12 protein-coding genes are annotated in these 12,576 nt (G+C 40.9%); 6 read left to right on the plus strand and 6 right to left on the minus strand.

Annotation, left to right across the window (positions count from 1 at the left end):
• The first annotated feature begins 71 nt into the window (after positions 1–71).
• From nifH to PHE37_RS07745, 5 genes are all read left to right on the plus strand, one after another.
• Positions 72–989 (plus strand): nitrogenase iron protein, encoded by a 918-nt coding sequence (nifH, locus tag PHE37_RS07725; RefSeq protein ID WP_299996931.1) that lies wholly within the window; start codon positions 72–74, stop codon positions 987–989.
• 111 nt (positions 990–1,100) lie between these two features.
• Complete coding sequence (locus PHE37_RS07730; RefSeq protein WP_300008377.1) at positions 1,101–1,460, plus strand: hypothetical protein; 360 nt, start codon at positions 1,101–1,103, stop codon at positions 1,458–1,460.
• Between the two features lie 14 nt (positions 1,461–1,474).
• On the plus strand, positions 1,475–2,941 hold the full coding sequence (gene nifD, locus PHE37_RS07735; protein ID WP_300008379.1) for a nitrogenase molybdenum-iron protein alpha chain: 1,467 nt from the start codon (positions 1,475–1,477) through the stop codon (positions 2,939–2,941).
• A 155-nt stretch (positions 2,942–3,096) separates the two neighbouring features.
• Positions 3,097–4,641 carry a nitrogenase molybdenum-iron protein subunit beta gene (gene nifK, locus PHE37_RS07740; protein WP_299997644.1) on the plus strand — a complete coding sequence of 515 codons (1,545 nt, stop codon included), beginning with the start codon at positions 3,097–3,099 and terminating at the stop codon, positions 4,639–4,641.
• Positions 4,642–4,754: 113 nt separating this feature from the next.
• Positions 4,755–4,943 (plus strand): hypothetical protein, encoded by a 189-nt coding sequence (locus PHE37_RS07745; protein WP_299926288.1) that lies wholly within the window; start codon positions 4,755–4,757, stop codon positions 4,941–4,943.
• Positions 4,944–4,985: 42 nt separating this feature from the next.
• On the opposite strand, the gene PHE37_RS07750 is transcribed toward PHE37_RS07745, so the two are convergent.
• The 5 genes from PHE37_RS07750 to PHE37_RS07770 all read right to left on the minus strand — a co-directional run bounded on the left by PHE37_RS07750 (position 4,986) and on the right by PHE37_RS07770 (position 8,185).
• Positions 4,986–5,795: a DUF3187 family protein gene (locus PHE37_RS07750; RefSeq protein ID WP_299997641.1), complete on the minus strand. Its 810-nt coding sequence runs from the start codon at positions 5,793–5,795 to the stop codon at positions 4,986–4,988.
• Positions 5,795–6,115, minus strand: a complete 321-nt coding sequence (locus PHE37_RS07755; protein WP_299997638.1) for a hypothetical protein — start codon at positions 6,113–6,115, stop codon at positions 5,795–5,797. The genes PHE37_RS07750 and PHE37_RS07755 overlap by 1 nt, the downstream gene beginning before the upstream one ends.
• 37 nt (positions 6,116–6,152) lie before the next feature.
• Complete coding sequence (locus PHE37_RS07760) at positions 6,153–7,208, minus strand: HAMP domain-containing sensor histidine kinase (protein WP_299997636.1); 1,056 nt, start codon at positions 7,206–7,208, stop codon at positions 6,153–6,155.
• Positions 7,195–7,827, minus strand: coding sequence for a response regulator transcription factor (locus PHE37_RS07765; protein ID WP_299997633.1), 633 nt, complete (start codon positions 7,825–7,827; stop codon positions 7,195–7,197). The genes PHE37_RS07760 and PHE37_RS07765 overlap by 14 nt, the downstream gene beginning before the upstream one ends.
• 79 nt (positions 7,828–7,906) lie before the next feature.
• Entirely contained in the window at positions 7,907–8,185 is a 279-nt protein-coding gene (locus PHE37_RS07770) for a DUF1104 domain-containing protein (RefSeq protein WP_299997630.1), read from the minus strand.
• 209 nt (positions 8,186–8,394) lie between these two features.
• On the opposite strand from PHE37_RS07770, the gene PHE37_RS07775 reads away from it, so the two are divergent.
• The gene (locus tag PHE37_RS07775) at positions 8,395–9,747 is read left to right on the plus strand and encodes a diguanylate cyclase (RefSeq protein ID WP_300008381.1); all 1,353 of its coding nucleotides are present in this window, start codon (positions 8,395–8,397) and stop codon (positions 9,745–9,747) included.
• A gap of 11 nt (positions 9,748–9,758) precedes the next feature.
• Here PHE37_RS07775 and PHE37_RS07780 read toward each other — a convergent pair whose 3' ends face one another.
• Complete coding sequence (locus PHE37_RS07780) at positions 9,759–12,401, minus strand: PAS domain S-box protein (RefSeq protein ID WP_300008383.1); 2,643 nt, start codon at positions 12,399–12,401, stop codon at positions 9,759–9,761.
• Positions 12,402–12,576: the final 175 nt, after the last annotated feature.

The raw sequence follows: 12,576 nt of genomic DNA on the forward strand, positions 1-12,576 counted from the left end.
GAAAATGTCGCAAAAAACCATAGAACGACGGATGCATCAACCTAAGTGAAGTTCAAAAATAAGGGGATAACATGGCTGGAGCAGCTAGCTTGCGACAAATCGCGTTCTACGGAAAAGGTGGGATCGGTAAATCTACCACATCTCAAAATACATTGGCAGCAATGGCACACTATTTCGATAAAAATATTATGATTGTTGGATGTGATCCAAAAGCGGATTCAACTCGTTTGATTCTTCACGAGAAAGCACAAGATACTATTCTTTCTCTTGCAGCAGAATACGGCACCATCGAAGATGTTGAGATGGAACAAGCTCGTCTTTGGGGTAAAGGTCTTTTTGATAAAGAAACTCCGGGCGGTTGGATCAACTGTACTGAGTCTGGCGGACCAGAACCAGGAGTAGGTTGTGCAGGTCGTGGTGTTATTACTGCGATTAACTTCCTCGAAGAAGAGGGTGCTTACGATGAAGAAGGTCTTGACTTCGTTTCTTATGACGTTCTTGGTGACGTTGTTTGCGGCGGATTTGCAATGCCTATTCGTGAAGGTAAAGCACAAGAAATTTATATCGTTATGTCTGGTGAAATGATGGCGATGTATGCAGCTAACAACATCTCTAAAGGGATTTTGAAATATGCAAACACTGGTGGAGTTCGTCTTGCCGGTCTAGTATGTAACGCTCGTATGACAGATAAAGAGTACGATTTGGCACTAGAGCTTGCTCAACGCCTTGGAACTCAATTGATCCACTTCGTACCACGTAACAACATCGTTCAGCATGCTGAACTTCGTCGTATGACTGTTGTTGAGTACAGCCCATATTCTGACCAAGCTCGCGAATACAAAGAGCTTGCTCGTAAAATCGTTTATAACGATATGAAAATCATCCCTACTCCAATCAGTATGGATGAGCTTGAAGACTTGCTTCTTGCATTCGGTCTCGAAGACGAAGTAGATGAGTCTCAAGTTGGTAAAGCTGCGCACGAAGCGTAAGTAACTGAACGGTTCCTCTTTTGAGGAATCTTCAATGGCTGTCATAGAAGTTTCTATGACGTTTAACATCTTGTTAATAATGAAAAGAAAACAACAGAAAAAGGAGATTAGATGTTTGTATTAGGTTTTCACTTCCCAGCTGATATGGGGAATATTATTCCGGACGAAAAAGTTATCGAAAAATTGGCTGATGTTGATATCAGTGACGTTAAAGAGATCAAACTTTTGATGGGTACAAAAGATAAAGATAAAGAATGGATCAGCTACACAAACAAAGATACATTCTTGTTCAAAGCTATGGTTCACTATTTCAAAGAAGAGAACCCAGATAAAACTCAAAAATACATGATCTACATGAACCGTTACCAAATGTCTGCAATCTCTAAACGTGTAGATGCAGCTGATGATGAAACAATGAAATTGTGTCATAACTTAGATTCGATGGAACAATTCCGTATCGAAGTCGCGTAAGGAAGGGGTGTATTATGGGTCCAGAAACACTAGAAGCTAAACAAAAAGCGGCCATTGAAGAGATCTTAAAAGCGTATCCTGAGAAAGCGGCAAAAAACCGTGAAAAACACTTAGGCGTTGGTTCTCCAAATGACGAAAATCAAAAAACGTGCGGAGATGTCCGTTCAAACAAAAAAACCGTTCCGGGTGTAATGAGCCAACGTGGTTGTGCTTATGCAGGTTCTAAAGGGGTTGTATGGGGTCCTGTTAAAGACATGATTCACATCTCTCACGGTCCTATCGGATGCGGTCAATACAGCCGTGCAGGTCGTCGTAACTATTATATCGGTGTAACCGGTGTAGATACATTCGTTACTATGAACTTTAGTACGGATTTCCAAGAAAACAACATCGTTTTCGGTGGAGATAAAAAATTGGGTATCGCTATTGATGAAATCAATAACCTTTTCCCATTGAATAACGGTATCACTGTTCAATCAGAATGTCCGATCGGTTTGATCGGGGATGATATCGGTGCTGTTGCGAAAGTAAAAGCAAAAGAGCTTGACAAAACAATCGTTCCTGTTAACTGTGAAGGTTTCCGTGGGGTTTCTCAATCATTGGGTCACCACATTGCAAATGACACGGTTCGTGACTATGTTTTCGATGCAAAAGTAAATGTTAATACAAGCGATGTTGAAGCTACTGATTATGACGTAGCAATCATCGGTGACTATAATATCGGTGGTGACGCATGGTCAAGCCGTATCCTTTTGGAAGAAATGGGCCTTCGTGTTGTTGCACAATGGTCAGGAGATGCGACTCTTAAAGAGATGGCATTGACTCCAAAAGTTAAATTGAACTTGCTTCACTGCTACCGTTCAATGAACTATATCAGCCGACATATGGAAAAAGAGTACGGGATACCTTGGATTGAATATAACTTCTTCGGACCGTCACAAACCATCAAATCTCTCCGCAAAATCGCGGCGTTCTTTGACGAAAGTGTACAAGCTAAATGTGAAGAAGTTATCGCTAAATATCAACCGATGATCGATGCGGTTATCGCAAAATATAAACCACGTCTTGAAGGCAAACAAGTAATGTTGTTCGTAGGTGGTCTCCGCCCTCGTCACGTTATCGGTGCTTACGAAGATTTGGGTATGGAAGTAATCGGAACCGGTTATGAGTTCGCTCATGATGACGACTACAAACGTACAAAAGAAGAAATTTTCCGCTCAACCGTTATCTATGATGACGTCAACGAGTATGAACTTGAAGCATTTGTTAAAAAACTTCAACCTGACCTAGTAGCTTCTGGGATCAAAGAGAAGTATGTATTCCAAAAAATGGGTCTTCCATACCGTCAAATGCACTCATGGGATTACAGCGGACCTTACCACGGGTACGATGGATTCGCTATTTTCGCCCAGGATATGGATCTTGCGATCAACTCTCCTGTATGGGCACATTCAAAAGCACCATGGGAGAAAGAAGGCTGAAGCCTTCTTCCCTGCACTGAGCGAGCTTAGTCCGGCTCAGCTGCTTTATTAATACACACTGAGTTGGCTCTCGCAGCAGGCCCTTGCGCTTTTGGCGCTTTGAAAATTCCTTGCCTCGTATGAGGCAGAAAATTGTCTATACCAAGGAAAACACAATGCAAGAAGTAGAAAAAATCGTAAACGGGAAAGACCTGTTTAAACGACCTGAGTACCAAGATGTACTTAAAAACAAAAAACAATTTGAGTCGTCCATGCTCGCAATCAACCCTGCGAAAGTTGAAGAGGTTGCTGAGTGGACTAAATCATGGGATTACCGTGAGAAAAACCTTGCTCGTGAAGCAATTACCGTTAACCCTGCGAAAGCATGTCAACCACTTGGTGCGGTTATGGTTGCTCTCGGGTTTGAAGGTACTATGCCTTATGTTCATGGTTCACATGGATGTGTAGCATATTTCCGTTCATACTTTACACGTCACTTCAAAGAGCCAACACCATGTGTTTCTGACTCTATGACAGAAGATGCAGCGGTATTCGGTGGATTGGTGAACATGAAAGAGGGTCTTAAAAACTGTGCTGCAGTTTATAAACCTAAAATGATCGCAGTTTCTACTACTTGTATGGCTGAAGTTATCGGTGACGACTTGATGGCGTTCATCATTGCTGCTAAAGAAGAAGATAAAGGTGAATATTTACCGGCAGAATATCCGATTCCATATGCACACACTCCTTCATTCGTAGGAAGCCACATCACTGGTTACGATAACATGATGCACGGTATCATGTCTCAACTTACTGAAGGTCAAAAAGGCGAAACAAAACAACGTATCAATATCATCCCTGGTTTTGAAACGTATATCGGAAGCCTTCGTTCAGTAAAAAGCATCGTAGAAGCATTCGGTACAGACTATATCATGTTGGGTGACCACTCTGATCAATGGGATATGCCGGCTGGTCAATACGAAATGTTCCAAGGCGGAACAAAAATCGAAGACGCAAAAGATTGTATCAATTCAAGTGCAACCATTTCTCTTCAAAAATATGCAACGTCTAAAACTATGAAAATGGTAGAAAAACGTTGGAAACATGCTGGTGGAACAAGCAACCCAATCGGTCTTAAAGGGACTGATGAGTTTGTTATGAAACTTGCAGAATTGACAGGTACAGAAGTTCCTGCAAAACTTAAAGTAGAGCGCGGCCGTTTGGTTGATGCTATGCAAGACAGCTATCCGTATATGCACGGTAAAAAATTCGCTATCTGGGGTGATCCTGACTTCCTTCTCGGTGTTGTTTCATTCTTGTTAGAGATGGGTGCTGAGCCGACTCATGTTCTTTGCCACAATGCACCGAACGGTTGGGAAGATGAAATGAGAGCATTGCTCGATACATCTCCGGCTAAAGACAGCCTCCATGTATGGGCTGGTAAAGACTTGTGGGCAATGCGTTCACTTCTCTTCACTGAACCTGTTGATTTCATGATCGGTAACAGCTATGGTAAAGAGTTGATGCGTGATACTGGTACTCCGTTGATCTACATCGGATTCCCAATCTTTGACCGTCATCACCTACACCGTTACTCTATCAGCGGATACGACGGAGCGTTGAACCTTCTTACTTGGATCACGAACAAAGTTCTTGACCAATTGGATGAAGATACTAAAGGTATCGCAACAACCGACTACTTCTTCGACCTCATTCGCTAAACCTTTGTCCCCTTGCGGGACAAACTTCATTGTTTCTCGTCATTTTCCCCTTATCGGGGATTTTTTTGGTTGAGTTTTTTACGAAAGACTTAGTCAAACAAATAGGATGATTTATGGCCGGTGTACAGGATAAACTAAAAGCAGAACTTATGGTCGAAATCTATGCCAGTATCGACCGTATCTACGATTCAATCGAACAGCATTTCGATCTCGATGAGACACGACGAAGTAATGTTATAAAAAGCCTCAATACTCTTAAAGACGAACTGTATTTCGTTGTTCAAACGACACCGCTCTCATAGAAAAATGAAACACACTTTCTATCTAGTGTGATTCATTACTTCTCAATAATGGTATTTTAGCCCGATTATAAATGAATGGTCGCTTGCTGAATCGCTCAGACCGTAGCCGTAATCGCCTCCGATTGACCAATGTGTAGTGATGTTTTGCATGTATCCTGCATGAATGCTCTGAATACTTTCAATATCTTGATAGATCGTATCATATTGGTTATATGAGAGGCTAATCGTTGATTTAGGGGTTAACTGATATCCTAATCCTGCCTGAAACATTTGCGTATTTTGATAGGTTGCTTGTATCACATTCGTATCATTGACCCATGTATAGCTGTATCCACCGAACAGATATTTTGTAGAATCGATTGCGTACTGCAAATTTAATAATACGCTATAGTCAACAGCCTCATTACCGTAACCGCTTTTATAGGTTGGTATAACAACGCCGATACCGGGATAGAGTGTGAGTTTTTCAGTCGGTGTGACTCGATAAAAAACATTTATCAGTGTGTCATTCCATCCGTTTGCCGTTGTGTCGGTTGAATTGGAACTGTAGTAGGATGTCAATCCTTGAAGAATCCAGTTTTTTAGATAGATATCCGCCTCAAATGACGTTGTCCATGTATCGCTATTTTGCAGTGAAGCGTAGTTTATTTTTGAATATTCTTCAGCAAGAATGAGATCATAATGGATTGTGTTTTGCGTACTTTGTATCGCACATCCGTCACGATCGACCAAATCACTAAATAATGTTTGCGGACATTTGTCATAAATGTCTTCTACACCGTCCATATCACTGTCTGTGTACCCTAATAGCGAAGTACTCATTAATAGAAAAACAAGATAACTCCGTTTCATTAATGTCCTTGCTGTTTTGGAACGGAATTGATATTTTTATTGTGCAACGGAATCACACCAGTTCCGGCTACACCGTTTCCTTGAGAGAAGCCGTTTTGAAACTTCCCGCTTCCACCCATAGAGTTCTTAAGCGTTTCTAACGCATTAGAACGCTCTTCTTCATTCATTGAAGCAATCTTAATTTTAAGAGCATTCATTAATTCTACTCTCTCCTGCGGATTGGCATGTTTGATCGCTTCGATTTGATCGTTGAGCGATTGCGCGGCGTCGAGTGTTATTACCGCTATGAACACGGATAAAAAAGAGAGTTTTGTGATCATAAGAATCCTTTTTTTATGTAAGTATGGTGTAAAAACATTAGCGAACCGTTAGCGCTGCAAGGTGCAGGGTAAAGAGGCTTCCTGTACCGGGATGGCTTTCTACCTCTATGGAAATTTTGAGCATATCGCAGAACTTTTTTACAATATGCAGACCAATGCCCATACCACGATCATTTTCTTTGTAAAAACGTTCAAAAATCTTTTCAGGATGGTCAATCCCTTTTCCTGTATCTTGTATCAAAAGTGACGCATTACTCCTATTCACGCCAATAGTAACTGTGCCGTAATGAATGTTGTATTTAGCGGCATTGCTAAACAGATTATCGATTATCCGCATAAAAGCGTCTCGATTCGTATCGAGTAGGAGCGTTTCTTGATTCAGCGAGAACGTGATATCGGGATAAAGCTTTTGAAAGGTCATTAGTCTCTCTTCCAACAGAGTATGAAGGTCGAAATGTTCACGCTTCTCATCATGTTCTTCAAGATATCCGCGTAAATTATCCCCTAATGATACGATTGTATCGATGCTCTGTGTGATTCGCGCTATCTTTTTTTCATCCTTTTGTGCGATGCTTAACCGGCTGACATTTAAACGAAGCGCCGCTAGAGGGGTATTTAGATCATGCAAAATATCACGACTGAACTCTTCGGTCAAACGCAGTGCCCGGCGCAGGGGATGAAGAGCAAAAAGGGAGAAGAAGGCTGAAATAAGTGAGATGATGGCAAGAGCCCATAGATAATGACCTATTACAAGGTTTTGTGATTGTCGCAGCAGTTTTTGATAATGACTCTGTGACAAACTGAGTTTTAGGGCGTAGGTATCGTTTTTTGGTAAGGAGAAGAGGGCATACAGCTCTTGGTTTGATTCACTGAGTTGGTAGAGTTTCTTTGACTCCAGTGGGACAAAATCAAATTCGTATTGGGTACATTTGAGATCGTAACTGCACAAACGCATTTCGTTGTAGACTTTTTCATGAATGTCGTGTTTCAGTTTGAAATATTCAAAATACTCCAGTACTCCGCTCAATAAGGCGAGAGAGAGAAAAAATACTCCGAAACTTTTTAGAAACGATTCGCGTTCAGCTTTTCTCAATACGGTATCCTATTCCCCGGACATTCTCGATGTTCCATCCGGTAGTATGTTTGAGTTTATTGATTGCAACACGTAATGCACTCTGACTCGGATGTTCCATTAGATCCAATAGACTTTCTTTGGTGATAGTACGGCCGATATTGGTTATAAAAAGGCGTAAGAAGGGTAACTGAACATCACCGAGCGATAAAAGTTTACCGTTTCGTTTGACATCATGATTGATTGGATTATAGGTGATCTCTCCATATTCCACATCGTGCTTCATCTGTCCGAATCGGGCTTCAATCCGAACTAAAAGTTCTTCCGGATAAAAGGGTTTTTTTAGATAATCGTTTGCACCCACACTAAAGCCTTTTGTGATGGCTGCAATATCGCTCATTGCGCTGATAAATATTGTAGGTGTTTGATCGTCTGCACTACGGAGGCTTTCTACAAGATCGAAACCGTTGATTTGTGGGACATTGATATCGAAGATGTAGAGATCATATCGGGTATTGAAGGCAGCTTCCGCTGCCTCTTCACCATCGGAAACCCAGTCTGTCGCATATCCTGCTTCACTCAGCATTTCATGTAGAGTTTCACCTAAAACTGTATCGTCTTCCAATAAGAGGATAGTCAATGAAACTCCTTTTAACGGTATGAATAATTATATCAGAGTTGTTTATGCAAGATACTCAACAGACCCTTAGCTTTTCAACTTATCGCATTCTTTGGCGCTGCATAGCTCCGCTTTGACCTATTGATGATCTGCTTCCATTTTGGTAATTAAATCTATTTTGAGTCATATCTCTTTGCATTATTTGACGCTCTTCCTGGTTCATTAATTGCATACGGTTTTGCATCTCAGCTTGATATGCTGCACGTTCTTCGATCGGTACTGATCCACGCATTGCTTTCATCTCTTCCATATTCATGGTTTTGTAATCTGTTGCAAATGCTGCAACGCTTAACAGTGCAATTAGACCTAATGTTTTCATGGGATACTCCTGTGTTTTAGATGCTGAAAGTATTACGTAGAACCGTTAGCGAAGTGTTAGTACGAAGAACGAGAAATACAAAGTACTCTTAATAATATGTAAGAGTTTTTTTGTGATATATTTGTTTCATTTATACACAGTGTCGAAATATTTTGTAAGTTTTAGTCAAAAAAAATCATGATTCGTGTCATAAAGTTTTATGATGGAACGTGAAATCAATTAAAGGTTTGGTTGTGTTTCAGATGAAAAAAATGACTCTATTGCAGCGAACAGTAGTATGGCTGATCGCAATAGCTATGTTTTTTTTTCTTCTTCTGCTCTCTATCATATGGGAATTAAAACAGTCCGTACTTCAAGGATATGACCCCTCTCTTACGTTAATAGTGATGTATTTCATCGGTGTTTCTATTGTTATCGGATTGATTATAAAAGTATTTCGATCCTTTTCAAAACCAATCACCGAATTGACAGAAAATGCTTTGAAAATAGCGGATGGCGATTACAATGTCCATTTTAATATTGAAAACTACGACGTTGAATGGCAGTTTTTAATGGGTATATTCAACCAAATGTCTGCAGAAACACAGCGTAAAATTGAACAGCTCAATAATCAAAATGAAATCTTGTTTACCTATAAAGAGCAGATTGAAGAACTCAATCAACGTCTCGCCAAAAAGATTAAAATCAAATCAAAACAACTTCAAGGCTATCTCGACATTATCGATAATTATGTTATTACCTCTCAAACCGATATATACGGCACTATTACGTATGCTTCTGAGGCATTTTGTCAGATCAGCGGCTATACGAAAGAAGAACTTATCGGAGAAAATCACCGTATTATCCGTCATCCTGATATGCCCTCTGAGCTGTTTAGAGAGTTATGGGCAACAATCAGTTCAGGGAAAATTTGGCATGGCGAGATTAAAAATCGTAAATCCGATGGCGGTGATTATTGGGTTGATACGACGATTACACCTAATATAGAAGAGGGTGAAATTACAGGTTATACAGCTGTCAGACATGATATTACGGATCAAAAGCTGATTGAAGAGATGGCGATTACCGATTCGATGACCGGTCTGTATAATCGTCGTTTTTATACAAAAATCATTGATGATGAGCTGGACCGTGTTAAACGGCATCACTCCAGTTTGGCATTAATGATGCTGGATGTGGATAATTTTAAACTTTACAACGACAGCTATGGACACCATGCGGGAGATATCGTACTCAGTAAAATTGCCAACGTACTCAAATTTTATACATCGAGAGGCGGCGAATATGCATTTCGACTTGGAGGAGAAGAGTTCGGAGTTATTGTCAGCGACATGAATGAAGAAAAATACAGAACTTTGGCTGAACAGATTCGTACTTCGGTTGAAAAGTTGGCAATTTTACATGAAAAAAATGATGCCGTTTCGTGTGTGAGCGTGTCGATAGGAATTGCACTGTACAATCCTGAGAGTTTAATGACGAGTGATGAACTCTATAAAGAGGCGGATACGCAACTTTATCGTGCTAAAGAGAATGGGCGAAACCAAGTAATTTTAGGTGAGTAGTTGTTAACACATTACTCGGAATAGGAACTAAAGACAAATCTCTTTTCTTCGAAGAGTTTTAGACAGGTATCAACGATTAAAGGATCATACCATGTTCCCCGTCCACGTCGGATCTCTTCCAATGACGGTTCGATTCCTAATGACGCTCGATACGGACGATGGGAGGACATGGCTTCGACGACGTCAGCAACGCAGATAATCTTTGCTCCTATTAGAATATCTTCCCCTTTTAATCCTTGCGGATAACCGGATCCATCGATTTTTTCATGGTGTTGTAAAATGGTATCGGCAATAGGCCAAGGAAATGTAACGTTTTTGAGAATATTGTATCCTTCCTGCGGATGGGTCTTGATAAGCATAAATTCGATTTCGCTGAGTCTGCCGGGTTTGACTAGAATTTCTGCCGGAATATGTATTTTACCAAGATCATGGATGAGAGCGGCAAAATGGATACCTTGGATTTCTTCTGTATTTAAACCGATTTCATGAGCGATGGCGGATGCAAGTTCTGCAACACGACGTTGATGACCGGCCGTGTAAGGATCTCTTGCTTCAACCGTTGCAGCAATAATCTGAATCGATTGTTCCAGACTTTGGCGTAAAACTTTTGCTTGTTGGTCGTGTGCAATGCGGGTACGTAGAGTGATTACCCCAAAGGCAAGATCGTTGGCCAGCTCTTCAAGCAGATGAATTTCATGTTCATCGAAAGCGTTCTCTTCGGAAGAATAGATACACAATGCACCGAATACTTTTTTCCCATCGGAAAGAGGAAGCGCAATATTTGACGTATAGCCTTCTAATAGCGTTGATTCTTTCCATGGTTTAAATCCGATAGCACACTGAATATCTCTGCAAACCTGTGTTACTCCGCTGCGTATCGCATGGGAAACAGGTAATTGACCGTATTCTGTATCACCCCATGTTATCTGTTTCGCCCACTCGTAATGATTCTCTTCCATACCTGAACTTGCCATCAGTGTAAGGCTTTTTTCAATATTATTATCGGCATAGACGACGATAGCGAGATTGTATCCGGCTTGTATTTTAATAATATCGGTAACCTGTTGGAGAAGCTCCTGCTCATTTTGTGCACGAACAAGTGCCATATTCCCGGCAGAGAGTGTTCTTAGGGCACGGTTTGCATGGCTCAAGGCAGCCTGTGCTTTTTTGCGTTCGGTAATGTCCCGTGTAATGGTAAAGGTCATCGGTTCAGCATTGATCATTACTCCGCTAATACTGACTTCAGCATCGTAGAGGCTGCCATCTTTTCGGCGATGACGGGTTTCGATCGTGATATTGACACTGCCCATATCGGGAAATTTGTTTCGGACTTCTTCTTCATTCATTGTGGCTTCGAAATCCCATATATGCAAATCAAGTATCTCTTCGGGTGTATAGCCGATCATAGTGGCAAAACAGCGGTTGGCTTCAACTATTTTGAAATCTTGGTTAATGACAGCGATACCGTCATGGGAGCTTTCCATCAGAATACGACGGCGAGTTACTTCGTCCCTCAAGGCTTGTTCGGCACGTTTTCGTTCAGTTATAACATCGAAGACGGCGACAAAATACCCCATTCTTGGGCTGTAGACAGAGAGAAAAAACCACATCTTAAGCGATTCGACATAAATTTCAAATTGCTCTGGGATGCCGCTTACAGCAACCCGTGCATATCGTTCGAAAAGTTCGGGATCAGATTGACGTATTCCGGGGATCACTTCGCTGACACGTTTTCCGACTACATTTTTGAGCCCGGTCTGCTGCTCGAATGCTTTGTTCACATTGAGATACAAAAAATCTACGGGGAGACCTTCTTCATAAATCATTTGGCAATAGGCAAAACCGTTGAGCATTGCTTCAAACAGCGTACGATAACGCGCTTCACTTTCACGAAGATATTCTTCTGCATGTATCCGTGCGGTAATATCCCGGTCTATTCCGCGATACCCTAAAAATGCACCTTGTTCATTAAAATAGGGAAGCCCGCTGGTTTCGAGAATTTTAAATGTGCCGTCTTTACAGCGATTAGTATTTTGAAGTGCATTCAACGGGGCGTGGTCAGCAATGATTTTTAGAAATTCACCGCTGATTCGTTCTATTTCTTCGCGAGGCATGAATTCAAAAGGGGATTTACCCAGTACTTCTTCAGGAGAGTATCCCAGTAGATCTTTTACACGTGGGCTGACATAGGTATAAAACCCGTCTGCATTAATTTCCCATATCCAATCGCTGGTTGACTCCACGAGCGAACGAAATTTCTCCTCACTTTCACGGAGCGCCTGTTCGATTTTCCGTTGTTCGGTGATGTCTTTGAGAATATGCAATGAATAAAGGTAGTTGCCATTATCATCTTTTATTATAACGCCGCGAGAAAAGAAAAGACGCTCATTAACTTGGACCTCTTCTTCGCTTCCATCCTCAGAAGTACATTCCAACGCTTCCAAACAATGATGCATTGGGCCATCATTTTTAGGAAAGAGTTCATAATAGGGACGACCTATAATCTCTTGAAACGGTAGTCCTGCATGTTCTCGGTATGCACGGTTACAGCGCAAAACGCGAAATGTTCTATCGTGCATAAATATCGGATACTCTATGGCATCCAATGCATCGACCCATTCAGTCAGTGCTTTTTCGATTTGTCCATCATCCATTATCACTATCCTGCTCTAGAAATCTATACTCATTCTTTAACTTATTGTACAACTATTATGACAATATCATCACATTTTAACTCATTAAGTTATGAATAGTTTTTCTGAAATATTTTTATATTAAAAAATATTTTAATATAGCTTTATTTTATAATTAAGTGGATATCAAATTTTA

Origin of the sequence: Sulfuricurvum sp., assembly GCF_028681615.1 — a bacterium.
Classification (GTDB): domain Bacteria; phylum Campylobacterota; class Campylobacteria; order Campylobacterales; family Sulfurimonadaceae; genus Sulfuricurvum.